Origin of the sequence: Tropicibacter sp. S64, from assembly GCF_049803835.1 — a bacterium.
In the GTDB taxonomy this organism is placed as follows: Bacteria; Pseudomonadota; Alphaproteobacteria; order Rhodobacterales; family Rhodobacteraceae; genus Pacificoceanicola.
This window is the reverse complement of record NZ_JBNAGK010000017.1, coordinates 67,402-91,238: the sequence shown is the minus strand read 5'-3', so window position 1 is coordinate 91,238 and position 23,837 is coordinate 67,402. Positions and strand designations below refer to the sequence as shown.

The 23,837-nt window shown below is 64.6% G+C and carries 23 protein-coding genes and 2 pseudogenes; 8 read left to right on the top strand and 17 right to left on the bottom strand.

The window, feature by feature from the left end; translation table 11 throughout:
* The first annotated feature begins 11 nt into the window (after positions 1–11).
* From ACP159_RS22580 to ACP159_RS22570, 3 genes and pseudogenes are all read left to right on the top strand, one after another.
* Complete coding sequence (locus tag ACP159_RS22580) at positions 12–143, top strand: biotin/lipoyl-containing protein (RefSeq protein WP_425101990.1); 132 nt, start codon at positions 12–14, stop codon at positions 141–143.
* A gap of 12 nt (positions 144–155) precedes the next feature.
* Positions 156–1,286 (top strand): 2-oxo acid dehydrogenase subunit E2, encoded by a 1,131-nt coding sequence (locus ACP159_RS22575; RefSeq protein ID WP_425101989.1) that lies wholly within the window; start codon positions 156–158, stop codon positions 1,284–1,286.
* A 27-nt stretch (positions 1,287–1,313) separates the two neighbouring features.
* A pseudogene (locus ACP159_RS22570) lies at positions 1,314–1,658 on the top strand (hypothetical protein); the annotation flags it as partial.
* Positions 1,659–1,662: 4 nt separating this feature from the next.
* Here ACP159_RS22570 and ACP159_RS22565 read toward each other — a convergent pair.
* On the bottom strand, positions 1,663–2,397 hold the full coding sequence (locus tag ACP159_RS22565; protein ID WP_425101988.1) for a TetR/AcrR family transcriptional regulator: 735 nt from the start codon (positions 2,395–2,397) through the stop codon (positions 1,663–1,665).
* A gap of 277 nt (positions 2,398–2,674) precedes the next feature.
* Here ACP159_RS22565 and ACP159_RS22560 point away from each other — a divergent pair, with 277 nt between their 5' ends.
* Positions 2,675–3,907 carry a serine hydrolase domain-containing protein gene (locus tag ACP159_RS22560; protein ID WP_425101987.1) on the top strand — a complete coding sequence of 411 codons (1,233 nt, stop codon included), beginning with the start codon at positions 2,675–2,677 and terminating at the stop codon, positions 3,905–3,907.
* Between the two features lie 125 nt (positions 3,908–4,032).
* On the opposite strand, the gene ACP159_RS22555 is transcribed toward ACP159_RS22560, so the two are convergent.
* The gene (locus tag ACP159_RS22555) at positions 4,033–5,091 is read right to left on the bottom strand and encodes an AraC family transcriptional regulator (RefSeq protein ID WP_425101986.1); all 1,059 of its coding nucleotides are present in this window, start codon (positions 5,089–5,091) and stop codon (positions 4,033–4,035) included.
* A 119-nt stretch (positions 5,092–5,210) separates the two neighbouring features.
* On the opposite strand from ACP159_RS22555, the gene ACP159_RS22550 reads away from it, so the two are divergent.
* Genes ACP159_RS22550 through ACP159_RS22540 form a run of 3 tightly spaced genes read left to right on the top strand, consistent with a single transcriptional unit; the run spans position 5,211 to position 8,524 of the window.
* Complete coding sequence (locus ACP159_RS22550) at positions 5,211–6,539, top strand: glutamine synthetase family protein (RefSeq protein ID WP_425101985.1); 1,329 nt, start codon at positions 5,211–5,213, stop codon at positions 6,537–6,539.
* Positions 6,540–6,542: 3 nt separating this feature from the next.
* Positions 6,543–7,268: a glutamine amidotransferase-related protein gene (locus ACP159_RS22545; RefSeq protein WP_425101984.1), complete on the top strand. Its 726-nt coding sequence runs from the start codon at positions 6,543–6,545 to the stop codon at positions 7,266–7,268.
* The gene (locus tag ACP159_RS22540; RefSeq protein ID WP_425101983.1) at positions 7,265–8,524 is read left to right on the top strand and encodes a cytochrome P450; all 1,260 of its coding nucleotides are present in this window, start codon (positions 7,265–7,267) and stop codon (positions 8,522–8,524) included. Before ACP159_RS22545 ends, ACP159_RS22540 begins: the two co-directional genes overlap by 4 nt.
* On the opposite strand, the gene ACP159_RS22535 is transcribed toward ACP159_RS22540, so the two are convergent.
* The 11 genes and pseudogenes from ACP159_RS22535 to ACP159_RS22485 all read right to left on the bottom strand — a co-directional run bounded on the left by ACP159_RS22535 (position 8,512) and on the right by ACP159_RS22485 (position 18,183).
* Positions 8,512–9,891, bottom strand: coding sequence for a TRAP transporter large permease (locus tag ACP159_RS22535; protein ID WP_425101982.1), 1,380 nt, complete (start codon positions 9,889–9,891; stop codon positions 8,512–8,514). The two genes, ACP159_RS22540 and ACP159_RS22535, sit on opposite strands and share 13 nt — an antisense overlap.
* A complete protein-coding gene (locus tag ACP159_RS22530) occupies positions 9,884–10,378 on the bottom strand; it encodes a TRAP transporter small permease (RefSeq protein WP_425101981.1) in 495 nt (164 codons plus the stop codon). Before ACP159_RS22530 ends, ACP159_RS22535 begins: the two co-directional genes overlap by 8 nt.
* Positions 10,375–11,328 (bottom strand): annotated as a pseudogene (locus tag ACP159_RS22525) (TRAP transporter substrate-binding protein). The gene ACP159_RS22530 and the pseudogene ACP159_RS22525 overlap by 4 nt, the downstream one beginning before the upstream one ends.
* 181 nt (positions 11,329–11,509) lie before the next feature.
* Positions 11,510–12,010: a flavin reductase gene (locus ACP159_RS22520; RefSeq protein ID WP_425101980.1), complete on the bottom strand. Its 501-nt coding sequence runs from the start codon at positions 12,008–12,010 to the stop codon at positions 11,510–11,512.
* Between the two features lie 11 nt (positions 12,011–12,021).
* Entirely contained in the window at positions 12,022–12,975 is a 954-nt protein-coding gene (locus ACP159_RS22515; RefSeq protein WP_425101979.1) for a PDR/VanB family oxidoreductase, read from the bottom strand.
* An 8-nt stretch (positions 12,976–12,983) separates the two neighbouring features.
* Positions 12,984–13,739, bottom strand: a complete 756-nt coding sequence (locus ACP159_RS22510; RefSeq protein WP_425102010.1) for an SDR family NAD(P)-dependent oxidoreductase — start codon at positions 13,737–13,739, stop codon at positions 12,984–12,986.
* 2 nt (positions 13,740–13,741) lie between these two features.
* Entirely contained in the window at positions 13,742–14,236 is a 495-nt protein-coding gene (locus ACP159_RS22505) for an aromatic-ring-hydroxylating dioxygenase subunit beta (RefSeq protein WP_425101978.1), read from the bottom strand.
* Positions 14,233–15,507 (bottom strand): aromatic ring-hydroxylating oxygenase subunit alpha, encoded by a 1,275-nt coding sequence (locus ACP159_RS22500; RefSeq protein WP_425101977.1) that lies wholly within the window; start codon positions 15,505–15,507, stop codon positions 14,233–14,235. The genes ACP159_RS22505 and ACP159_RS22500 overlap by 4 nt, the downstream gene beginning before the upstream one ends.
* Before the next feature lie 3 nt (positions 15,508–15,510).
* Entirely contained in the window at positions 15,511–15,882 is a 372-nt protein-coding gene (locus ACP159_RS22495; protein WP_425101976.1) for a hypothetical protein, read from the bottom strand.
* Positions 15,883–15,892: 10 nt separating this feature from the next.
* Entirely contained in the window at positions 15,893–17,032 is a 1,140-nt protein-coding gene (locus ACP159_RS22490; protein WP_425101975.1) for an acyl-CoA dehydrogenase family protein, read from the bottom strand.
* Entirely contained in the window at positions 17,032–18,183 is a 1,152-nt protein-coding gene (locus ACP159_RS22485; protein WP_425101974.1) for an amidase, read from the bottom strand. Before ACP159_RS22485 ends, ACP159_RS22490 begins: the two co-directional genes overlap by 1 nt.
* A gap of 168 nt (positions 18,184–18,351) precedes the next feature.
* On the opposite strand from ACP159_RS22485, the gene ACP159_RS22480 reads away from it, so the two are divergent.
* The gene (locus ACP159_RS22480) at positions 18,352–18,915 is read left to right on the top strand and encodes a nuclear transport factor 2 family protein (protein ID WP_425101973.1); all 564 of its coding nucleotides are present in this window, start codon (positions 18,352–18,354) and stop codon (positions 18,913–18,915) included.
* A gap of 276 nt (positions 18,916–19,191) precedes the next feature.
* On the opposite strand, the gene ACP159_RS22475 is transcribed toward ACP159_RS22480, so the two are convergent.
* From ACP159_RS22475 to ACP159_RS22460, 4 genes are all read right to left on the bottom strand, one after another.
* Complete coding sequence (locus ACP159_RS22475; RefSeq protein ID WP_425101972.1) at positions 19,192–20,694, bottom strand: aldehyde dehydrogenase family protein; 1,503 nt, start codon at positions 20,692–20,694, stop codon at positions 19,192–19,194.
* Positions 20,695–20,713: 19 nt separating this feature from the next.
* Positions 20,714–22,219 carry a tripartite tricarboxylate transporter permease gene (locus ACP159_RS22470; protein WP_425101971.1) on the bottom strand — a complete coding sequence of 502 codons (1,506 nt, stop codon included), beginning with the start codon at positions 22,217–22,219 and terminating at the stop codon, positions 20,714–20,716.
* A 9-nt stretch (positions 22,220–22,228) separates the two neighbouring features.
* Positions 22,229–22,768, bottom strand: a complete 540-nt coding sequence (locus ACP159_RS22465; RefSeq protein ID WP_425101970.1) for a tripartite tricarboxylate transporter TctB family protein — start codon at positions 22,766–22,768, stop codon at positions 22,229–22,231.
* 73 nt (positions 22,769–22,841) lie between these two features.
* Entirely contained in the window at positions 22,842–23,780 is a 939-nt protein-coding gene (locus ACP159_RS22460) for a tripartite tricarboxylate transporter substrate-binding protein (RefSeq protein WP_425101969.1), read from the bottom strand.
* Between the last annotated feature and the right edge of the window lie 57 nt (positions 23,781–23,837).

Sequence of the window (23,837 nt, the reverse complement as noted above, 5' to 3'; positions counted from 1 at the left end):
GGAGAGAGCGGATGAGCACCATCATCGAAATCCATGTGCCCGATATCGGGGATTTCCAGGATGTTCCGATCGTCGAGATCCCGGTCTCGGTGGGGGATACCGTGCAGATCGACGATACCCTGATCGTGCTGGAATCGGACTAGGCCACGCTGGACGTGCCCAGCTCCCGCGCCGGAAAGATCGTGGACCTGCTCGTCAGCCAGGGTGACAGGGTGCGCGAAGGCACCCTCCTCGCCCGGGTCCAGGCCGCTGACAGCAAGGCCAGCGAACCCGCGACGCCGAAGGACAAACCCATTGAGGCGGCCGTTCCGCCTCCTCAACCGGCTCCTCTGACAACACCTGCCGCCGAGCCGGCCAAGCCCGTCACGCCGCCCCCGGCATCTGGCAAGAGCCACGCCTCGCCTTCGATCCGCCACTATGCGCGGATGCTGGGCGTGCCTTTGACCGAAGTCACCGGCACCGGCCCGAAATCGCGCATCCTGCGCGCGGACGTGGAAGCCTTCGTCAAGGCCCGCCTGTCGGACACCGCCCCGCGCCAGACCGCCTCGCCGGGCATGGGTCTTCCCGACTGGCCGACGGAAGACTACGAGAAATTCGGTCCTGTGGAGCGCCGGAAACTGAGCCGGATCGCACGGATCTCCGGCCCCGCGCTGACCCGAAACGCCCTTGTGATCCCGCATGTCTGCAACTTCGACAAGGCGGACGTCACCGATCTGGAAGACTTCCGCAAGCTCCTGAACAAGGAGGCAGGCCCCGAGGACGCAAGGATCACCCTGCTGGCCTTCGCGGTAAAAGCCGTGGTCGCTGCCCTGAAGGCCTATCCAACGTTCAACAGCTCGCTCGACGGCGATGAGATCGTTCTCAAACGCTACTGGAACATCGGCGTGGCCGCCGACACACCGGAGGGCCTCGTCGTGCCGGTCGTCAAGGAGGCCGACCGCAAGAGCGTCGCCGAAATCGCCGCCGAAATGGGCACGCTGGCTGCGCAGGCGCGAGCCGGCAAACTGCGCCCTGCGGCGATGTCCGGGGCCACCTTCACCATCTCGTCGCTTGGCGGCATTGGCGGCACCGGGTTCACGCCGATCATCAACGCCCCGCAGGTTGCGATCCTCGGCATGACCCGCGCGGAGATCCGGCCGGTCTGGCGCGAGGACACCGTTCAGCCCCGCCTGATACAGCCGGTCAGCCTCAGCTGGGATCACCGGGTGGTCGATGGCGTGGCCGCCGCGCGGTTCCTGCAACATGTCTGCCGGAGCCTGACCGACTTCCGCCGCGTCTCGATCTGAGGAACCACGGCCACCAAGGAGGTACACAGCCCCGACATCGGCGGGGTCAGCGAGGTCCTCGTCATCGACGTGCGGGTTACCTCGGGCAACACGATTGCCAAAGAGAACGTGCTCGTCACGTTCGCAAGCGACAAGGCGGAACTGCCCCCGGCCCGATGCCCGAAACCGACCCGCAGCAAGGGAGCCCGGCGTCTGACCGCGCCTGTGCGCGTTCATCACCGTGACCAGCGCAGAGCGGATTTTGTCCGCTCCATGTCCTGTGCAGCAAGACAGGGGATGTGGCGCAACCCGGTCTGGACTGTGCTCCGCATTCATCCTCAATCGCGTAGATGGCTGTCTGACAACCGCATGGCGGTGCGCCTGAACGCGTGAGGAATCAGCTGCGCTTTCCATTGGGTGCCGGCGTCCTGAGACCGGGTGTTTCGAGGAAAGCCGGTGCGAAGATCATGCCGCACAACGGTGCGAAACGGTGCTCCAGTTCGTCGCGGTGGGTCTCGATCGACATCTCGGCCCGGGTGAGGAAGCGGTTGAACATCTGCATCCAGACGTCGAAGAACAGGTTCGCGATCACGCGCGGATCGCCATGCGATCCGTCTTTCAGGGTCAGCTCGTAAGGGGCGAGGATGATCTCGATGATGTCCAGCAGCGCGTCGTCGACATTCCGGAAAGACGTCGCCAGATCTGTCGTCGGGTGCCGCATGGCGGCGGCGTTCGCGTAGCGCCAGATGCGTTTGCTCGCAATGGCCATGGTTTCGACCGAGACGTCCATGAAAACCGTCATCAGCGTGGTCAGAAACGGTACATCGGTCCGGGGTTCAAGAACCTTGCTGTTTTCCCGGGCGTTCTGTGCGCCTTCGGCGATGATCGCGATCAGGATGCCGTCCTTGTTGCCGAAATAGTTGAACACGGTCGGAGTCGACACGCCCGCCGCTTCGGCAATCTCCGCCATGGTGGTTGCATCCACGCCCCTTTCGCCAAAGAGCGTGCGGGCGTGCTCGAGGATCTCCTCCCGGCGTCTGGCCTTCTTGCGCGACCGCAGACCATCGGTCGTGCTGTCGCTGCCTGTGTCCTGTGCTGAGAGACCGTGGGTGCTCGCCTTGGACCTGTCCATGCGGAATCTTTCTTTATTCGATAAAAAATTTTATTGACTAAAAGTTTTCAGTCAATAGCAATAGCGCCATCGACCAGCTTCGGGAGGTTTTCTTTCCATGATCCGACACGCTCCTGCATTTGGGGTCCGGTCTGTCCAGGCGCTGCGGCGCGCGACCGTCGAACCCGAATACGACAGCACTGGCCGGGATGCCATTCCCTGCCTGCTGGACCGTGTGATCACGGCATGGGGACAGGCTGAGGTCGTAACCGTTCTAGGCACATGAGAGGAGAAACACATGTACAACCGGAACACTTTCGCGGCGGGATTTGCTGCGGTAGCGGCGCTGACCTGCATAAGCGGTGCCGCCTTGGCCCAATCCGACGATCCCGGCCGCTGGCTGACCCCGACGATGATCGACGCGCGGGCAAGCATGTTCATGCCGAGCCTCAACTACCTGACGTTCCAGCACATGGATCAGATGTTCGCGACGCGCAGCGTTGCCGCCGGTGACAAGACCTGGGCGCTGCCGGAGGCCCCGATGTCGCTCGAGGGCGAGTACACCATCCTGGGCGAGACCTTCGACTTCGAAGGCGCGCTGGAACGGACCCGGACCAATGCGCTCGTGGTGCTCAAGGATGGCGCGATCGTCTATGAAAACTACCGGAATGGCAGCGGGCCGGAGACGCGGTTCCTGACCTTCTCGGTGGCCAAGTCCTACACCTCGACCCTCATCGGCCTCGCGCTGCACGACGGATTGATCGACAGTCTCGACGACAAGGTCACGAAGTATCTGCCCGAAATGGAAGGGTCGGGGTACGACGGCCCCACGGTGCGTGACCTGCTGCGCATGAGATCCGGCGTGAACTGGGAAGAACGCTACGAATTCGGGAGCGAGACCCAGCTGACCAAAGTCCATGACAATTCGCTGGTCGCCTACAGCTATCGCTGGTGCGACTATGCAGCGAACGAAAGCGAGCCGGGTCCGAACGCGCCCGACGCCGTCTTCAACTATGCCACGCTCGACACCAGCGTTCTGGGATGCATCGTCGAACGGGTCACCGGGCGCACCGGCGCCGACTACATGTCCGAAAAGCTCTGGCAGCCGATGGGCGCGGCAAGCGATGCGTACTGGATCATGGATGGTCCGGACGACGTCGGTCGCGAGTTCTTCGGGGCCGGGCTGGCCGTCACGGCTCGCGACCATGCCCGTTTTGGTCAGATGTTCCTGCAGGGCGGCATGGCCAACGGCCAGCAGGTCTTGCCCGCGGAATGGGTGACCGAGGCGACGGTGCCGGACGAGGGCTATGAACCCGTCGCCGAGGGCGAGCCGGTCGGCTACCAGTACCAGTGGTGGACCGATGCCGCGAGCGACGTCTACATGGCGCTTGGCCTGCACCACCAGTTCATCCGCGTCGATCCAACCAACAACATCGTGATCGTCAAGATCAGCTACACGCAGGAGCCGGTTGGCCGGGACGCCGAAAATGAAGAGCTGTTTGCCCAGATCACGGCAAAGCTGACGCAGTAAGAAGTGCGCTGGGGCCGGCGGATCGTCGGTCCCCGCCAGATCATCAACCGGCTCTGGTGTGTCCGCGTGCCATGGCCCTTGCCCTTGTCAATTCCGGGCTTTTTCGCCTCGATGAAATGTGCCGGTCAACGCCGCAGGGGCAAGGGCGCGACCTGTCCGGCCACCTCGGCCCGGTAGGCGCGCGGGCTGGTTCCCGTCACCTCGCGAAAGGCGCGCGAAAAGCTGGCCGTTTCCGCGTATCCGCAGCGGGCGGCCACCTCCAGTATACTGAGACGGGTTTCACCGAGCAGCCGCGCGGCCCGGTCGATCCGGTGCCGCCGTGCGAGATCGCGGAAGGAGGTGCCTTCCGCCGCCAGCCGCCGGCCCAAGGTGGCGCTGCTCATCCCCAGTTGCTTCAGCACGCTGCCCAGGCCGGGGACACCGCTCTCCGGCAGCGTGGCAAGGATCTGGCGGACCTCTTCGGAGAATGTCGTGATCGCGTGGCTGCGGTTGTCGAGAAGCTGCACATAATGTTGCATCAGAGCGACGAGGTTCGGGTCGGGACGCGTCCCGCGCCGGATCATGTCTTCATCGCGAAAGAAGATCGCGTTCATTTCCTGCTCGAAGAAGACAGGGCACCGGAACACGGCCTCGTGCCGCCCCAGCCGATCGCGGCGCGGATGTTCGAACCAGACCTCGAGGGGCGCATACGCCGGACCCAGAAGCATGCGCACCAGCCGGTCGACATAGCCCAGGGAAAATTCCACGTCCTGGCGCCGCGGCGTCATCTCGTCGTCGGTGATGCGATAACGGACATGGGCCGAGGGATCGGTCGAGACCTCGAAGGCCGTCGCATCCTGTATGGTGAAGACGCTGGAGGACAACGCCGGCACGGCGTGGTTCAGGTCAGGCGACGCGACGAAGATGTAGCCCGCCGCACCGACCAGTTCCGGCCCCATTGCGGCAGACAACTCGAGCCCGAAGCTGTCGCGGCCGATCGCCCCCGCAATCCGGTCGAAGAGCCGAAGGTACACGGCGAAAGGCAAAGTCGACTGCGCCTCGCGCAGGTCGCCGCGACGCAGCCCCTCGGATGCGAGCAGCGAGTCGACGGTGGCATCCGGCAGCTGCGCTCCGTTCAGAATACCGTTCAAGATCTTGGACTGGATCAACGGAATGCGCTGGGGATCGGTGTTTTCTGTGCTCATGTGACGAAATATATCAAGTCATTGCGTGAATATATCAAGCACAAAGGCCGGGCGGCCCTATCGTCAAGGACACGCGACGAGCCCGGACAATGGGCCGACAGGAACAGGGAACCGACATCATGAGTGAAACGCACAGTCGTTTTGCGACCATCGCCATCGTGGACACGAATGGATTGCTGCGGGGGCAAAAGGTGCGGGGGTCCGAAATCCCCTCGCTGCTGGAACAGGGGCCCGGCATGTCGCCGGTGCAGCTCGCCCTCGATCCGACCGACGACATCCTCGACATGCCCGGCGTCACCGACGACAGCGCGGACTTCCACGATGCGGAACTGTCCGTCGATGCGGCCAGTCTGCGCCACATCCCGTTCGAGCGGGACGAGGACAGCCCGCTCTACCTTGCGCAGTTCACCGGCGAGGCGGCGGATTTCTGCCCCCGGTCACTGCTGCGGCGGGTGCTGGACCGGGCCAGGGACATGGGGCTGACCCCGAAGGTAGGCTTCGAGCTGGAATTCACGCTGTTTGACGAAACGCCCCGGTCGCTCGCGGCCAAGGGTTTCGACAGGCTAGACACGGCGACCCAGCACCCAAGCCACGATCTGCTGATCTACCAGGCCGCACAGGCTGATTTCTATGCCGCCGTGGCCGACATGTGCGGCCCGCTGGGCATCGGTCTGGGCAAGATGCACGAGGAAATCGGCGGTGGCTTCATGGAAGCCTGCGTCGCGGCAACGACTGCGCTCGAAGCTGCCGACCAGTCCGCGCTGTTCAAGAACTTCATCCGCGTGCTGGCGATGCAGCGCGGCCAGACCGTCTGTTTCATGCCGCGCTGGAGCGAAGAGGCCGACAGCCAGTCCTCGCACATCCACGTCTCGCTGAGCGACCGCGACGGAACTCCGCTGTTCTGGAACGGCGACGCGCCCGGCAAGATCAGCGATACCTTCCGTTACTTCATCGGCGGATTGCAGAAGAACCTGCCCGCGATGATGCTGATCTTCGCGCCCACGGTGAACAGCTGGCGCCGCTTTGCCGAGGGCACCTTCGCGCCGCCCGCCTTCTCCTGGGGTGTCGAGAACCGGACAACCGCCTTTCGCGTGGTCGGCCATGCGCCCCGGTTGCTCCGGGTCGAGAACCGCCTGCCCTGCTCGGACGCGAACCCCTATCTCGCGCTGGCTGCGACGCTGGCCGCGGGACTGGCCGGGATCAGGGACAAGACCGAGCCGACCGACCCGACGCGTGGCAATGGCTATGTCCCCGGCGTCGCCGCCGGTCCGGCGCTGCCCGGCGGGATGACCGCCGCCATCGACGCCCTGCGCGGGTCATCCTTCGCGGCCGAGTGGCTGTCGCCGCGCTTTGTCGAAACCTTCACCGCAACCCGCACGCACCAGGTCAGCCGCTTCACGGGCAAGACACTGATCGACGAGCGGCGCCGTTTCTTCGAACTGGGTTGAGCCATGCGCATCGGAATTCTGGAATGCGGGACGAACCGCCCCGAATGGGCGGAGCACGGGCGCTTCGTTGACTGGTTCCCACCGCTCCTCGCGCAGGCAGGGCAGCCGTTCGACACCTTGGCCTGGGCCGCGTCCGAAGGAGAACTGCCCGACAGTCCCGATGCCTGCGACGCGTGGCTTTTGACAGGCAGTCCGGCCAGCGCCGTGGACGACGCACCGTGGCAGATCGACCTGTCCGGTTTCCTGTCGCAGGTGGTGGGACGTCAGCCGGTGATCGGCATCTGTTATGGCCACCAGCACCTGCATCGGATGCTGGGCGGCCGGGTCGAGGAACGGCACGTCTGGGGCGTTGGCGTTCAGACCTACGCCCTCGAAACCCTGCCCGACTGGCTGCCCGCGGGGATCGCCACGGCGTCAGAGGACGGGTTCGACCTGATTGCGTTGCACCACGATCAGGTGACGCGCCCTGCCCCGCAGACCCGGACCTTCGCGGGTTCGGCGTTCTGCCCCTACGGCGTGACCCAGATCGGCAGCCATATCCTGACGTTTCAGGACCACCCCGAGATGGACCCGGCCTTTGCCGCGCTCGTCTACGATTTCGAACGCCACCGGATTGGCGGTGCGGCCACCGATGCCGCGCTTGCGACGCTCGACCGACCCCGCGACACGGGGCTGGCCGCGCGCTGGATCATGGCGTTCCTTGTCCATCATCGGGAGGAGAGGACATGACCACACTCACAGCCCACGAAACCCGGATCGACCTGTCCGATGCCGCGCTGTGGCAGGACGGGCCGCCGCACGACGAGTTCGCCCGGCTGCGGGCCGAAGCCCCCGTGGCCTGGAACCAGCGCCACGACGGCCATCGCGGGTTCTGGGCCGTGACGCGGTATGACGACATCGTCGCGGTATCCCGGGATACCGAAACCTATTCCTCGCGCAACGGGGTCATCTCGCTCGACGATTTCGACGACGCGCAGAACGACAAGCGGCGCACCCTTCTGGAGATGGACCCGCCGCAACACGGCAAGATGCGCATGCTGACCCTGCCCGGGTTCACCCGGCGCGGCGTCGGCGCGCTGGAACAGGACGTGCGGTCGCGCGTATCCGCGCTCCTCGACAGGCTCACTGGCGCGGGCAGCTTCGAGGCGGTCGAGACGCTGACAAAGCAGGTTCCGATCATCACGCTGTGTTCGCTGCTCGGGATCCCGATGGATCGCACGGCGGACCTGATCCGCTGGTCGGACATGCTGATCGGATCGGACGACCCGGATTTCGTCGATCCGATCGTCGATCACTATACCGAAGCCGAGCGCCGGATGATGCCTTTTGGCCATCCTGCCGCGCTGCAGGCGTTCGAGATGGGCCGCGAACTGGCCGCCGACCGACGCGCCAACCCGCGCGAGGATGTCGTCACCATGCTGGTGCAGGCGCAGGTTGACGGGCGACCGCTGACGGAGGACGAATATCTCAACTACTTCCTGATGCTGGTGGTCGCGGGCAACGAAACCACCCGCCATACGATGTCACACGGGTTGCGGGCGCTGGCCGATCACCCCGAAGAATGGGAACGTTTCCGCGCGGGCGGCGTAAAGAGCCAGACGGCAGTGGACGAGATCCTACGCCGGGCCTCGCCCGTCCATTTCGTGCGCCGGATCGCGACGCGCGAGGCGGAGCTGGGGGGCGTGACCATCGCCCGGGGTGACAAGGTGGCCATGTATTTCGCCTCTGGCAATCGGGATGAGGCGCAGTTCGATGGTCCCGAGCGGTTCGACATCGCCCGCGCGCAGAACGCCCACATGGCCTTCGGCAAGGGCGGCCCGCACTTCTGCCTTGGCAACTACGTGGCCCAGTTGCAGCTCCGCGTTCTGATCGAGGAACTGGCGATGCGGGTGGCCCGGATCGAAACGACCGGGCGGGTGAACATCCTGCGCTCCAACCACATCCACGGGGTCAAGGCATTGGACCTCGCGTTTCATTCGGCCTGAGCGGACAGTGAAGTGCCCCCCGGACCGATCCGGGGGGCTCCTTGTCCGGGGCGAACCGACGGCGAGGTGGGCCGTCTCATCATGCGCGGCAGGAACAACACCAGCGCCGGGAAGGCGAGGATCAGCGCCACGCGCAGCACGTCCACCATCAGGAAGGCCCAGAGACCGCGGAAGATCGTGCCGAGCGACACATCCTTGACGACGGACTTCAGAACGAAGGCATTGAGGCCCACCGGCGGCGTGATGTAGCTGAGTTCCGTGACGATAACGACGTAGACGCCGAACCAGATCAGGTCGTATCCCAGCCCCGCGACGATCGGATAGAAGATTGGAATCGTCAGGGTAATCATCGACAGGCCCTCCAGCACGCAGCCGAGAACGATATAGATCGCCGTGATGATGAGGATGGCCACAAGCGGATTGTCCGTCACCGTCACCGTCACCAGATCCCTGATGTCTGCTCCCATGCCGGACAGGTTCACGTAATTCGCGAATGTGAGGGCACCGAAGAGGATCAGGAACATGCTCGCCGTGGTCTTGGCCGTGTCGTAGAGCGTGCGGATCAGTGCCTCGGGGTCCATGCGCCGTTGCAGAAGGACGAGCAGGAACGCACCCCCCGCGCCCATGCCCGCGCTTTCCGTCGGGGTGAACACGCCAAGGTAGATGCCGCCCATCACGAAGACGAAGAGCCCCAGCGCGCCGATCACGCCCTTGAGTGCCCGCAGCCGGTCCACGAGCGGCAGCTTTGGTTCGGTGGGAAGTTCGATCCGGCCGGTGACGATGGAGATCCGCACGGCGAGGACATAAAGCGCAATCCCGATGAGGCCCGGGACGATCCCGGCCAGGAACAGCTTGCCGATGTCCTGTTGTGTCATGATCCCGTAGAAGACGAGGATCACCGAAGGCGGGATCAGGATGCCCAGCGTGCCGCCCGCCGCGATGGACGCCGTTGACAGGCTGTCGGGATAGTTGAAGCGCCGCATCGAGGGCATGGCGATCCTGGTCATGGTCGACGCGGTGGCCAGCGAAGACCCGCAGACCGACGAGAACCCGCCGCAGGCGATGACCGTGGCCATGGCCAGCCCGCCCTTGCGGTGACGAAGCCAGGAATAGGCCGCCGTATAGAGGTCATTCGCGATTCCCGACTGCACCACGAAGTTCCCCATCATCAGGAACAGCGGCAGGATCGACAGTGAATAGGCCCGGCTGTTGTCGAAGAACGTCTGGCCCAGAAGTGCGAAAGACGGACTCCAGCCGAGGATCGCCGCCGTGCCGACCGTGCCGACGAAAGTCAGGGCAAGCCCGATGGGCACGCCCAGGAGAAGCATCCCGAACAGGATGAAGAGGCCGATTTCCCAGTCAGACATTGGCGCGACGCCTCTCGAAGACCTGGACGACGGTGATGATCGCCGCAACCGCGCTCAGCACCGCGACGCCGTAGGCGACAGGGGCAACGGGCAGTTTCAGCGTCGGCGTGATGCCATCATAGCCCGCGATCTGGTCGCCGATCTTCCACAGCCGCCAGGCGATGACGGCGAGGATGCCGCTGGAAAGCATGCCGACAAGCCTGTCCAGACCCTTCCGGTACAGCGGCTGAAGCCGCATCGTCAGGGCGTCGACGTTTATGTGATCGTGGTCGAGGCTCGCGGCGGGCAACCCGATGAAGATGACGGCGGCGAGCATCAGCTCGGTCAGCTCCGTCGCGCCCTTGAGGGGCGCATTCAACAGGTATCTCCCGAGTACGTCCGCAAGGGTCAGCGCCATCATGGCAAGCAGCAGCACCGCGCATATCGCGGCGATGGCACTGCGCAGCCAGCGGGTGATACCGCCGGCTGCGACCGTGGTGTCGGTCATTCCGCCTCCAGCTTCGCGATTTCTTCGAGCAGCATGGCATAGGCGGCCTCGCCGTCGACGCCCGTCTCGGACACCAGCGCGACATTGGCGTCGATCCCCGGCACGAATTTCTCGCGCAGCGCCGCGATGTCGGCTTCGGTCGCGTCGTAGATGGCCAGCTTGCCTTCCATCGCCGCGCGGCCCGCCGCATCGGCCTTGTTCCACATCTCGCCCGCCTTGCGCGCCAGCGGCTCGCCGATGATTGCCTCGATGGCGGCTTGATCCTCCGGCGCGATGCTGTCCCATTTCGCCTGGTTCATCACCATCATGAAAGCGGTGTTTTAGACGCCGCCATCCGCCACGAAGGCCGAGTTCAGCAGGTCGCCCGGCCTGAAGAAGTTGACCGACTCCCAGGGGAAAAAGATTCCGTCGGCGACTTTCTGGCTCAGAAGTTCATAGGATTTGGACGACGGGCCCTCGACCGGAACCGCGCCCAGAAGCTGTGCCAGGTCATGCGCCACGACCGACCCCACGCGAACCTTCTGGCCCGCAATGTCATCCACGCTTTCGATCGGTGTCGAGGTGAATATCTGGCCGGGACCATGGGTGTGAACCGCCAGCACCTTGACGCCGTCGTATTCGCCGGCTTGCGCCAGCATGGCGTCATGGACGCGCTGATACGCCACCGACGAGACCACTGCGTCCGAGGTGAGGAAGGGCATTTCCGCGACCGCCGACGTCTTGAACCGTCCAGGGGTGTAGCCCTGCACGGAATAGCCGATGTCGACGACACCGTTCTTCACGAGATCGAAGGTCGCGGGCGGCGGGCCCATCGGTGCGGGCAGCACGGTGACCTTGACGCGGCCCTCGGTCACTTCCTCGACCTGGGCGGCAAAGGGCAGAACCAGATCGGTGACCTGTGGATGTGATGGCGGCAGCCAGGAGTTGAGGGTCAGGACGGTCTGGGCCATGGCGGCGCCAGCGGTCACGAGGACAGCGAGGCTTGCGGAACCGAGGAGTGTTGAGAACCTGATCATGTGCGCATTTCCCTATGTTGGACGGAGGTGTTCGGATGTCCCGGTTCACCGGGATCTGGTCTTGACCGGAGACGGCGGGAGGAAGGCCGCCCCCGGAACGCCGCTGTGCGCGGGGCTACAGCGGCGGTGTCTGAAGGTGGTGATAGTCGCGGCTGAAATAGACGAGACCCGCACCGGGGCTGTCCGACAGATGCATCCCGCGCACCTCGCAGAACATCACCGAATGGGTACCCTGTTCGAGCAGGCTGCCAATCCGGCAATCCAGCGAGACATTGCTGTCCGTCAGCACCGGCGAGCCGGTGGCCAGCGTCGTCCACTCGCCATGGGCAAAGCGGTCGACACCTTCGACATAGCGGGCAAAGGTGTTGCACAGGTCCTGATGCTGGCTGGCCAGCACGTTGACGCAGAGCACGCCGTTTTGCAGAAACTTGTCGTGCACGAAACTGTTTCGGTTGATGCAGACCAGCACCGTGGGCGGGCTGTCGGTCACCGAACACACCGCCGAGGCGACAAGCCCGTGTTTTCCGCCCGGCCCATTGGTGGTGATCAGGTTCACTGCCGCACCCATCCGGCTCATGCCTTCACGAAAGGCGATCTGATCGTCGGTCAGCTCCATCGCGCGCCCCGTCATAGGTCCAGCACCAAGGTGCCGCGCCCGCGCGAACAGCAGACGCACATCTGGTCGCCATCGGCGCGTTCCTCATCGGTCAGGAACTGGTCGCGGTGGTCGATCTCGCCGCTCAGGACATCGGTGACACAGGTGCCGCAGACGCCCTCTTCGCATTTGACCTCGACCTTGATGCCATGCTCGGCCAGCTTGCGGGCGATGGTGTCCTCCGGCCCGATGGTCAGCGTCAGGCCAGAGGCGCGGGCCTCGACTGTGAAACTGTCGCCGGTCAGGTCCACATCCGCCGAGAAGTATTCGCGGTGGACGTTGGCGGTGGCGTGGCCCGCCGCTTCGGCGGTGTTGATCACCCAGTCCATGAAGCCCTGCGGGCCACAGACATAAAGATGCGTATCGGGCGACGGCGCGGGCAGGTCACGGCCGAGGTGGAGCTTTTGTGCGTCGCCCTGATCGTCGTGATGGAACACGATCCTGTCGGCAAAGGGCGCGGCGGTCAGATCGTCGTAAAACGCCGTCACGTCCTGCGAGCGGGTGCAGTAATGCAGCGTGAAATCCCGCCCAAGCGCGTGCAGCCGTCGGGCCATGGCGATCATCGGCGTGATGCCAATGCCGCCGCCAAAAAGCACCGTCCTGGCCGCGCTTTCCTCCAGCGGAAAGTGGTTGCGCGGGCCCTCGACGGTCAGGGTCGCGCCCGGTTGCGCGACGCGGTGCACCTCGACCGATCCGCCGCGCGAGGCCGGGTCCTTCAGCACGCCGATTTCGTAAAAGCCGGTCTCGGCCGGGTCGGAGCACAGCGAATATTGCCGCCACAGGTCGACCTCGGGCAGGTAGATATCCAGATGCGCCCCGGCGGTGACCGGCGGCAGGGCATCGCCCACCAGCCGGATGCGGGCAATGCCGCCCCGGTCGTCGATCCGCTCCGAAACGGTCAGGGTCATGGTCTGATTGTCGGTCATATCGAGGCTCATCTCATGTAGATCCCGCCATTGACGTCCCAGCAGGCGCCGGTGACGAACGAGGCCCTTGGCGCGGCCAGCATCGCGACCAGTTCGGCCACAAAGGCGGGGTCGCCCAGATCGCCCACGGGGATGTTGCGTTTGGCCGCGTCGATGTTTTCGCCCAGCACGTCGCGCACCATGGGCGTGTCCATCGGGCCCGGCGCGATGGCGTTGCAGGTCACTCCGAAGGGCGCGAGGTCGCGGGCAAAAATCTTGGTCAGCGTCAGGATCGCCCCCTTGGAGGCGGCGTAATGCGCCCCGGTGGCGGTGCCGCCATTCTGCCCGGCCAGCGAGGCCATGTTGACGATGCGCCCATAGCCGCGATCCTTCATGTGGCGGCCGAAGATCTGGCAGCCGGCAAAAGTGCCGCCGGCATTGGTCGCCATCACCTCGCTGAAGAAGGCCGGGTCGATCTCCAGCACCGGCTGCACGGCGGTGCGCGCGGCATTGTTTACCAGCACCTCGACCGAGCCGTAGAAATCCACGCACTTGTCCAGCACGGTCTGGAAATCCTCCGGCTTGGTCACGTCGAGCGTGGCGGTGGTCGCCGTCTCGCCCGACAGGTCCAGTTCCGAGGCCAGCGCCTTGGCCGGTTCCGGGTCCATGTCGGTGATCACGACGCGGAAGCCCTCGCGGTGCAGGGCACGGGCGACCTCGGCCCCAAAGCCGCGCGCCCCCCCGGTGATCACGGCGGTCTGTATCTGATCGGGCAAGGGGGCCACCATCAGAACAGATAGCTGAACGAATTCAGCATCCCGTCGGAGTTGAGCAGGCGGATCACCTTCTGATGCAGCTTGAACCCGCCATCCGTGACCTTGAGCACATAGTGCACATTGCCGGCCCAGCTGCGCTGACGCCCGAACTTGTCCTCGATCAGATGCTCGGCGGCCCGAACGGTGATCAGGTCGCCCTCGGCGCGGTCGATGACGATCCGGCTGACGGTGCGCACGGTGATCGCGGGCGGCGCCGAGGAAATCGAGAACCCCGCCTGAAACCGCCCGACCCGGTCGCGCCGCATCTTGGCGTTGTCGTAACACAGGTTCAGCTGGTTGGCGTAATCCTCGCCCGCGCCGATGGGCATGATATACATGCCGTCTTCGGTCCACAGGTCCAGCCACGCATCATAGTCGCGGGCGTCCAGCAGGTCGGCCTCGTTCGAGACAAAGCGGGTCACATCGGCCATCAGCGCATTTGCGTCGATCGTTGACATCTCGGTCATGCCATCATCCTCTTCCACATCCGGTAGGCGGCGCGCATGCCGGTCTCGGCGCTGATATGGCCGCGCGGGCCTGATTTGCCGGGTGCCTCATCGACCATGCCGCGGTTCACCAGAATGGGCAGTTGCTCGCCGCCCTTGGTGCCGCGCTGCACGCGTTCCCAGACCTCGGCATCGTCGGGGCTGCCAAAGCCCATCGGCCCCTGAAAATGTTCGTGCAGGCGCAGGCGCATCTGGTTGGCCGCCGCCGGGCCGCCCTCCGTCCCCAGCGCCATGTGGCGGATGTCGGTGCGCTCGACATTGACCGGGGTCAGCACGCGGAAGAAGGCAAGCGAGAACGACACATTGGGGAAGAGGTTCAGGTTGAACCCGGCCCCGCCGACCGCACGCACGATGCGCTTGACCTGATGCTCGGGGTAGCCGTCGTTGCGCAAGTCCTGCGCCAGGGCTTCGAACCGTTCGGGGACCGGGGCGTCGAGATTGGCTTCCAGATCCTCAAGCTCGGGGATCATCATCATGACGGAATGGCCGTTGCCAAGATCCTCGACCCAGCCGCGCCCCTTGTCGAGGAAGTCGAACATCTCGTTCGTCGCGCCATCCAGCGACTGAAGGAAACTCTTGTGCACGACGGGGAAGTGATAGGCGTCGGTGGTGTTTTCCAGCTGCACCTTCCAGTTCATCGGCACGGTGAACTGATGCTCGCCCAGCACCTTCACCGGGAAACCGCCGCCCTGCTTCATGAACAGGTCGATATAGCGGCAGACCTCGGACCCGAGGAACTCGGTCAGCGGTTCGATATCCTCGTTGAAGGTGGCGAACACCATCCCCTGATAGCTTTCGGTGCGCAGTTTAAGCAGGCCGTGCTGTTCCTTGTTGAAATCGTCGCCGTACTGCTCCGGGTAGGGCAGCGCGCGCAACGATCCGTCAAGGCCATAGCCCCAGCCGTGATAGGGGCACTGAAAGGACGCGGTCTTGCCCTTCTTGACCTCGCAAACCGTCGCGGCGCGGTGACGGCAGCGGTTGACCATGACGTGGATCACGCCCTTGCGGTCGCGCACCACGATCACCGGCTCAAGGCCGACATTGGACAGCTTGAAAGAGCCCTTGTCCGGAAACTCGCTTTCATGGGCGACAAACACCCAGGTGCGCTTGAAGATCTTCTCCATCTCTTCGGCGAAAAGATCGGGGTCTTCGTACATTTCGGTGGCGACTTTCGCGTTCTGCTCATCGTAGAGCGCGTCGAGATCGCTGAACTTCGGCATATCGAGCGACATGGTTCAGCTCCTGTGCTGTGCGGGGATTTCAAGCGCGCGGCCCATGCGCGCCTCGACGGTCATGTATTTCCACAGGCGGTCGTTGCCCTCGCCCACCACAATGGTGCGCAGGAGGTTACAGGCGGCCTGTACCGTGGCGCGGTCGGGGAAATCGGCCATGATGTACCAGGTGAAGGGAAAGCCCTGCGTGGCCCCCACCATGGTCTGATCGTCGTCGAACGTGCCGACGATCCGGACGCCCTCAAGGTCGGCAATGCCGCGCATCAGGGCCTGGGTCGCGGTCCAGACCGGGCCGATCTGATCGAAAGGCAGATTGAAGAACGCGGCGTGATTGTTGAAGCACAGAAGCGTGCGGATCGGTTGTGTCTCGGACATCGGGACCTCCTCAGGGGTAGCCGGGCATGGTGGGTTCGTCGAACAACGCCGCGCCCGCCCCGGTGAACGTGCCTTCGGACAGGAAAGCATGCTGCGCCGCCGCAGCGGCGTCGATCATGTTGCGGATCAGTGGATGGCCCTGCTCGATGGCAGTCGAGCCGCCGAGGGCAAAGGCCATGCGTGCGGCCTCGGCCCCGTCCTTGGCGGCCTTCGACGCCACAAGGCGCAGCCGCACATGCAGGTCGCGATCCACCTTGTCGTTGTCGTCCAGCTGCTCCCACGCCTCTTCGAGCGTGTCGTAGAACAGCGCCTGCGCCCCAAGATAAAGACTGCGCGCCTTGGCGTATTCGGTCTGAAGGTAAGGCCGGGCACCGGGTTTGGGCGCGCCGGTCACCGATTGGCGACTGCCGGTCTCGTGGATGAAATCCAGATTGGCCCGCGCCGCGCCCAAGGCGACAACGGCCAGCACCTGACTGGCCAGAGCCATGGAGGGATACCGGAACTGCTTGTCGTCCATCGTGGGTGTCGAGCCCCGCACGAACGTCCACTCGCGCGGCACCAAGACGCCATCGACCTTGATATCGTGGCTGCCAGTGGCCGCGAGGCCCACGGTGTTCCAGGTGTCGACAACCTCGACCTTGTCGCGCGGCATGATCGCGATCAGCGGCAGCTTGGTATCATTGCCTTCGACCTTGATCCCTGCCCCGGCCAGATCCGCGCCCATGATGCCCGATCCCCAGGGCCACTGGCCGCGCACTTCGTATCCGCCCGGCACTGTCTTCGCCGGCTGTGGCGGGAACATGGCGCCGGCAAAGACGGTGTCAGGGTTGTTTCCGAAGATCTCAGCATAGGTCTCGACCGGCAGGGTGGCCAGGTATGTGGCGGAAACACCAAAGCTCGCCACCCATCCGGCAGACGCGTCGGCCGCCGCGATATCCTCGATCAGGCGGCAGAAGACGGCGGGAGACACGGCGTTGCCGCCGAACCGCTCGGGGACAAAGGCGCGGTAGACACCAAGCGATTTGAACTGGTCCACCACGTCCCTGGGGATGTGGCGAAGCGACTGGAACTCGGCGGCGCGTGCACGGATGCCCGTGAGCACGGCGTCCTTCGTGTCGGGCTTTTGCGCCACGGGGGCTTGGGCGTTCATCAGAACTCCTCCTTTCGAAACAGGGGGCAGGTTTCGGCCATCCATTCGGCAATCGCGCAGAGTCGCGCGTCGCTGCCTTTGCGGCCGATGATCTGAAGGCCGAGCGGCACGTCGCCCAGCACAGGCAGGACGATCGCCGGATGGCCGGTGAGGTTGAAGGGGCGCAGGAACCGGGTCAGCGGCAGAACCGTTTTCGGGTTCCGGGCTTCGGTCAGCGTAGGTGGCAGCGTCGGCAGCGCCGGGGTGATGAGGATGTCGATGTCGGCCAGCGCGGCATCGACCTCGTCGGTAAAGCGAGCGCGAACCGCTTCGGCGCGGACAAGCTGATCGAGCGTGATCGCTCCCGCCGCTCCGATCCGGGCGCGTACGTCCGCGCCGAGGCGGGGGTCGTCCAGAAGATCGTGGCAGGCTGCATGAGTCTCGGCCCCGATGATCGTCATGGCCGCCTCGAACGCCTCCGCCATGCCGGGAAGCTGGACATAGCCGGACTCAGGCAAGCCTTCCATCAGGCCATAGACCAGCGGCTCGCCCACCCGGGGATCGAGATCGTCTGCCTTGACCCGTGCGATGCGCGGGGCGCGGTCGAGGGTCTCGGGCGCGAAGGTCGGGTCGATCACCGCCATCGCCTTGGTCAGCGTTGCCGCCGAACGGGCCAGCACCCCGACACAGTCGAGCGAGCTGTCCGCCGGGTGGCAGCCGTCGCGGCTGATCCGCCCGAAGGTCGGTTTGATCCCGTAGATGCCACAGCAGATCGCGGGCTGGCGCACCGATCCGCCAGTGTCGGTCCCGATGGCGGCATCGCACAGGCCGCCGGCCACGGCCACCGCCGAACCGGAGGACGAGCCGCCCGGAATGCGGTCGGGCCAGCGCGGGTTCACCGGCGTTCCGAACGCCGCGTTGATCCCGGTCATGCCGAAGGCGAGTTCATGCATCCTGGCCTTGCCGATCACCCGGCCGCCCGAGGCGAGCAGATCGTCGACGACGCGGGCATTGCGGCTTGCCGGGACGCGGTCGACAAGGGCGGGCGAGCCGGAAGACGTCACCTGTCCGGCAATGTCGATGCAATCTTTCACCGCAACCGCAAGGCCGCCGGCAGACCCGATGTCCAGCCGTTGAAAGAGTGCAAGATATGGATCCGTCGAAACGGTCATCGCGCAGTTCCCTGTTGAGTCGTGCCCCGTCGTTGATGCGGGATTTACAGTAAAATTACCGCGTAATTGATCTGCGTCAAGAAAATTCACGTGAATAGTGAATAAATATTCGACTTTGGAATCTTGCCGGGTATTTTACAGGAAAATTACCACAACAAGGAGGTTCCGGTGTCGGAGAATCAGATCGAAAATTTGCAGAAGCGGATTGCGATCCTGGAGGCGGAGGCCGAGGTGCGCCGCGTCCAGGCTCGGTACATGTTCCTGTGCGACACGCCGAACCCCGAGTTCGGCTCCAACGACGACGCGGACCGAATCGACCGGATCATGGAGTTGTTCGCACCCGAAGCGGTCTGGGAAGGCGTCGGAGAATACTATGACAGCCAGTTCGGCCGGGCCGAAGGCTGGGATGCGGTGAAGAAGCACTTTCAGGGCTTCTGGGGCGGCAAGACCGATCCCGCGCTGATCCTGAATTGCCACTACCTGACGTCTGAACAGATCACCGTTGCGGATGACGCCATGACCGCCGAGGGCAATTGGGTGCACATGCAGCCCTGGCTCTTCTCCGACGGCAAGGCGCTGTTGCGCTCGTCGCGGCTGTGGAACAGCTATCGCAAGTGTGACGATGGCAAGTGGCGCTTCACGCGTAACCGGACCGAGAACGTCTTCGTCGCTCCCCTGCCCGCAACATGGGCGTCGGATTACCCGTCGAAATCCGTGTTGATGACGCCCTGACCACGACGGCAAGTCCGCTGTGTGGCATCTTCGAGGGGGCCGGAGTCCAGATGCTCCGGTCTCCTTTTAGCATCTGTACCGCCGTCACGGAAGGACAGAACGGGACACCTGTAGAGAGAGACATGCTCGGACTCCGCGAATGCGCGCTGCCTCGCGGTATCATTCGGAACATTGGTCGATCCGTTTCCCGACATCCCCTTTGCCGGAGAACCTGAACGCGCAAGGCAAAACCGGGCAAGGCATCCCTTGCCCGGTTTGTTCCGCGCGTATTGCGGCTCAGCTGTAAGCCACGCATACCGACTTGGTTTCGAGGAAGTTGTCGAGGGCGCCCGAACCGTGTTCCCGGCCAAGCCCAGACTGCTTGACCCCGCCGAACGGCATGTTCTGATCCGGGATGTTGTGGCTGTTGATCCAGACCGTGCCGGCCTGCACCCTCGGCACGAGCCGCATGACGCGGTTGATGTCCCGGCTCCAGAGCGATGCGCCAAGGCCATAGCGCACATCGTTGGCCATGGCGATAACCTCGTCCTCGCTGTCGAACGGCGTGATCGTGGCGACCGGACCAAAGACCTCGTCCTGCATCAGCGCACTGCCCGGCGCGGCTCCCTCGAACAGTTGGGGAGCAACGAAATAGCCCTGCCCGGGCGCGCTCAGATCGAGCAATGGCACAGCACCGTCCGCAATGCCCCTCTCGATGGATGATTTGACATGCGCCTGATGTCTGGCGCTGACCAGCGGGTTTATCTGGTTGGCCGGGTCCATGCCGCTGCCCATCGGAAGCGAGGAGACGATGTTCCTGAGCACGCTCACCGCCTCGTCATAGATGCCGCGCTGGATGAACAGGCGTGCGCCCGCGCAGCAGGTCTGGCCGGTGTTGAGAAAGACGCCTATTCCCGTCGCCGGACCCAGAAGATTCAGGTCCATGTCGTCGAACATTACCATGGGAGCCTTGCCGCCCAGTTCCAGCGTCACGGGTTTGACATCCTGCATCGCCTGCACACCGATCTTCTTGCCGGTGTCCGTCGAGCCGGTGAAGGTGATCTTGCTCACGCCGGGATGCCGCACCAGTGCCGCACCCACCGCGCCACCGCCCGTCACCACGTTCACCACCCCGTCGGGAAAGCCCGCCTCGCGTACCAGTTCGGCAAGCCGCAACGCGGTGAGCGGGGTTTCCTCGGCGGGCTTGAGCACCACGGTGCAGCCCGCGGCGAGGGCCGGGGCGATCTTCCAGACCGCCATGTTCAGCGGGAAATTCCACGGCGTGATGGCCGCCACGACGCCCACGGGTTCCTTCCGGGTAAAGGCGGTGTATTTCGTGCCCGGCGGGATCGCGATGGAGACGTCCAGCGTCTCTCCCCGGATCTTGGTCGCCCAGCCGGCCATGTAGCGGATGTATTCCGCCGAGGACATCACCTCGATCAGTCGGCTCATCATGATGGACTTGCCGTTTTCCAGCGTCTCGAGCTGGGCCAGTTCCTCGCCGTTCTCCTCGATGAGCGTCGCGAGCCTGAGCATGAGCCCGGTGCGCTTGGCGCCGGGCATGTCACCCCAGGGACCCTCCATCGCGGCGCGGGCGGCGGCAACGGCGCGGTCCACATCCGCTTCGCCCGCTTCCGGCACCTGCGCAAGGCAGGTTCCGTCCGCCGGGTTGAACACGTCGAAGCTGCCCGCCGCGCCGTCGCAGCTCTTGCCGCCGATGAGCATTCTGGGGGATTTCAGGAAGTCGGTGACGGCAGCAGCGATACCGCTGGGGGCCAAATCCGGGGTGCCGATACGCATGGGGTCTCCTTCGTGCCTCTCAGGCACTTGTCTTGGGGTCGGTGAATGTGTCGGCCGACCATTCACGGATCGTGGTGCGGAAGGCCTGAACGATGATGAACAGGATGGCGAGGACGAGCAGGGCCGAGATCGGGCGGCTGACAAAGTCGAGCGGGCTTTCGATCCGGGCCGATGCGGCGCGCAGCTTCACCTCCATGATATTTCCCAGCACCATGCCGAGGATGACCGGCACCACCGGCAGGTTGAGCCGCTTGACGATGACACCGAAGACGCCGAAACCTGCCGCGACAAGGCAATCCACCGGGGAATTGCGCAGCGAATAGATGCCCACGAAGCTCATGATCATGATGGCCATGCCGAGGAACCGCGTCGGCACCCGGATCAGGTGGATCAGAAGGTTGGACGAGACCAGCATCCACAGGATGACGATGACGTTGAGCACGATCAGGGCAAGGTAGAGCGCGTAGACGAAATCGAGCTGGTTCTGGAACAGCCCCGGCCCCGGCACGACGTTGTGGACATAGAAGACCGAGAGCATCATCGCGGTCAGCGCTTCGCCCGGGATGCCAAGCGCAAGCAGCGGGATCAACGCGGCGGCGGGCACGGCGTTGTTCGCGCTTTCCGAGGCGACGAGACCCTCGGGGCTGCCGTTCCCGAACTCTTCGGGCGTCTGCGACAGCCGCCGCGCGGTGGTGTAGCTCAGGAACTGTGCGGTGAACTCGCCGACGCCGGGGATCATTCCCATGAGCACGCCGTAGGTCGAACCGGTGAGGGCAACGCGCTTGAAACCCAGCACTTCGCCAATCGCCTTCAGCATCGAGCCGCGCACGGGGGTGGCGTTCGGGGCGCTTTCGGGTTCGACCATCAGCGCGAAGGCCTGGCTGATCGCGAACAACCCGAGAACCACGACGATGAGGTCGAGACCGGAGGTCAGCCAGCCCATCCCGAAGGTGTAGCGCATGGTATAGTTGACCGGCTCCATGCCCACCGATTGCAGCAGGATACCGAACCCCGCCATCATGCCGGCGGCGGCCACCTGGCCCTTGTGCGCGACGATGACCAGCACGATGCCCAGCAGGGCGGCGAGGAAGATTTCCCGTGAGCCGAACATCGGAGCAACCTTGGCCAGCACCGGGGACAACAGGATCAGCACGAGGATCGAGAAGATCGCCGACAGGAAACTCGCCCCGTAGGCAAGACCGAGGGCGCGCAGCGCCTGCCCCTTCCTGGTCATCGGGTAGCCGTCATAGGTTGTCAGCGCGTTGACCGCGGTGCCGGGGGTGTTGATGAGAATGGCGGGAAGCGAGCCGCCATACATGCTCGACCCGTAGATGCCGAGGAGCAGGGTCAGCCCGACGAGTGGCTGCATGGAAAACGTCGCGGGCAGCAGGATCGCGATGGCGACGGCAGGGCCGACGCCGGGGATCGCCCCGATGATGACCCCGCCGATGGAGCCGATGAGGAGCGCCGCTATGACCTGCCACTCAAGCAGGTGGTCGACGGCGAGAGAAAGGGTCTCGAACATGGTCTGGCCTCAGAGGTGCGTCATGGCGAAGCTGCGGATCGAGGCGGGGAGGTGGTCATAGACCTCGCCCGCCGGGATTCGCACGCCCAGCCCGGTGCGGAAGATCAGGACTACCGCAAGTGCAAAAACCGCAGCGGCACAGAGCCCGCGCCAGGACCGGTATCCCAGCCGATACCCCAGCAGGAGCGACAGCATGAGCGTCGCGGGCAGGTAGCCGATGATCGGCACAGACAGGACATAGACCACGAACCACGCGACGTATTCGAGCGACCGGGTCCAGGCCATCACCTCCCTGAGCCGCCCCGGAAGCCGGGGCGCATTGACCGTGGACAACAGATGCGCCGCCCCGAAGACGACCATCATCGCCACACCCACGGCGGGCCAGAAGCCGGGTTGTGAAACCAGCATCTTGCCGGATACGAACCTGGCCTGCGTGGGCAGCACCGCCGCGGCGGCCACCGCGAGCAGGAAGAACCCGACGGCAAAGACCATGTCACCCGGTCGACGCTCGCGCTGGAACATCGCGAGGAAATTGAACACGCGCTTCATGAGGTCACCCGATTGGTGCAGGGGAAAACGGACGGGGATCGGGGGGCCGCCTGGTCGCGGCCCCCGCGCCGGATCATTCCCCGAGGAACGCGCCGATCCGCTGAAGCGTGTCCGCGTCCTTGGACATCTGCTCTTCCGACTGGGCGGCGTCGAGCCAGTAGATCTCGGCCCCCGTCTCTTCGGACAGTGTCTTGGCGGCGTCCGAGGCGATGACGTCCCGGGCGACCGCCGCGATGGCATCGCGCACATCCTGCGGCGTGTCCTCGTGGACAAAGAGCCCGTTCCAGGTCGAGAAGTCGAGCTCGGGCACGATCTCGCCCGCCGTGGGCACATCCGGCAACACCGGGATGCGATTGTTGGTGTCCGCCATCAGGATCGTCAGATCATCGAGGCAGGGCCGGATGAGCTGCAGCGTCGTGTTGATGACGTCGACATCGCCCGACGCCAGCGTGTTGCAATCGAGCGCATCGAAGGCCGCGTCCGATGCGAAGCTGAAGTCCAGCGCCTTGGCCATGGCGAGCGTGTGGCGCGCGGGGCTTGTGACGTCTCCGAAGTGACCGAGGGTCACCGGGTTCTCGCGGGCAAAGGCGGCCAGCTCTTCCATCGTCTTGTACGGCGCGTCGCCCTTGGCGGCGAGCACGAAGGGATAGGTCAGGAAGATGCCCACCGGTTCGAACGGGTTCCCTTCAAGCGGCGGAATGCCGATGTAGGGTCCGACCATGGGCACGTCGATCACGAACGAGCCGACAGTGTAGCCGTCCGCTGGGGCCATCGCCACCTCGACCGCGCCGGGGAACGGGCCGCCGCCGCCGCCCGGCTTGTTTACCACCGCCGCCGGAACGCTGTAGGTTTCCTGAAACTTGTCCGCGATCATGCGGGTCATGATGTCTTCCAGATCGCCTGGTGGCCAAGGCACCACGAATTCGACGGGTTTCTCCGGATAGTCCGCCTGTACAATGGCGGGGACGACGGCCAGCATGGCAACCGCGCTGGATTTCAGTAGGGTCTTCATGGTCAACTCCCTGTTCGCTTTTTGACTATGTCCGATATTGCGTGATTTTTCACGTCA

Coding starts and splice junctions, on each gene's coding strand:
- ACP159_RS22555 (WP_425101986.1), bottom strand. CDS start 5,091: ATGAGCACAGAAAACACCGATCCCCAGCGCATTCCGTTGATCCAGTCC.
- ACP159_RS22485 (WP_425101974.1), bottom strand. CDS start 18,183: ATGACCGTTTCGACGGATCCATATCTTGCACTCTTTCAACGGCTGGAC.
- ACP159_RS22545 (WP_425101984.1), top strand. CDS start 6,543: ATGCGCATCGGAATTCTGGAATGCGGGACGAACCGCCCCGAATGGGCG.
- ACP159_RS22520 (WP_425101980.1), bottom strand. CDS start 12,010: ATGGAGCTGACCGACGATCAGATCGCCTTTCGTGAAGGCATGAGCCGG.
- ACP159_RS22465 (WP_425101970.1), bottom strand. CDS start 22,768: ATGAAGCGCGTGTTCAATTTCCTCGCGATGTTCCAGCGCGAGCGTCGA.
- ACP159_RS22560 (WP_425101987.1), top strand. CDS start 2,675: ATGTACAACCGGAACACTTTCGCGGCGGGATTTGCTGCGGTAGCGGCG.
- ACP159_RS22550 (WP_425101985.1), top strand. CDS start 5,211: ATGAGTGAAACGCACAGTCGTTTTGCGACCATCGCCATCGTGGACACG.
- ACP159_RS22580 (WP_425101990.1), top strand. CDS start 12: ATGAGCACCATCATCGAAATCCATGTGCCCGATATCGGGGATTTCCAG.
- ACP159_RS22495 (WP_425101976.1), bottom strand. CDS start 15,882: ATGTCCGAGACACAACCGATCCGCACGCTTCTGTGCTTCAACAATCAC.
- ACP159_RS22535 (WP_425101982.1), bottom strand. CDS start 9,891: ATGTCTGACTGGGAAATCGGCCTCTTCATCCTGTTCGGGATGCTTCTC.
- ACP159_RS22490 (WP_425101975.1), bottom strand. CDS start 17,032: ATGAACGCCCAAGCCCCCGTGGCGCAAAAGCCCGACACGAAGGACGCC.
- ACP159_RS22530 (WP_425101981.1), bottom strand. CDS start 10,378: ATGACCGACACCACGGTCGCAGCCGGCGGTATCACCCGCTGGCTGCGC.
- ACP159_RS22470 (WP_425101971.1), bottom strand. CDS start 22,219: ATGTTCGAGACCCTTTCTCTCGCCGTCGACCACCTGCTTGAGTGGCAG.
- ACP159_RS22540 (WP_425101983.1), top strand. CDS start 7,265: ATGACCACACTCACAGCCCACGAAACCCGGATCGACCTGTCCGATGCC.
- ACP159_RS22500 (WP_425101977.1), bottom strand. CDS start 15,507: ATGTCGCTCGATATGCCGAAGTTCAGCGATCTCGACGCGCTCTACGAT.
- ACP159_RS22505 (WP_425101978.1), bottom strand. CDS start 14,236: ATGACCGAGATGTCAACGATCGACGCAAATGCGCTGATGGCCGATGTG.
- ACP159_RS22475 (WP_425101972.1), bottom strand. CDS start 20,694: ATGCGTATCGGCACCCCGGATTTGGCCCCCAGCGGTATCGCTGCTGCC.
- ACP159_RS22515 (WP_425101979.1), bottom strand. CDS start 12,975: ATGACCGACAATCAGACCATGACCCTGACCGTTTCGGAGCGGATCGAC.
- ACP159_RS22460 (WP_425101969.1), bottom strand. CDS start 23,780: ATGAAGACCCTACTGAAATCCAGCGCGGTTGCCATGCTGGCCGTCGTC.
- ACP159_RS22565 (WP_425101988.1), bottom strand. CDS start 2,397: ATGGACAGGTCCAAGGCGAGCACCCACGGTCTCTCAGCACAGGACACA.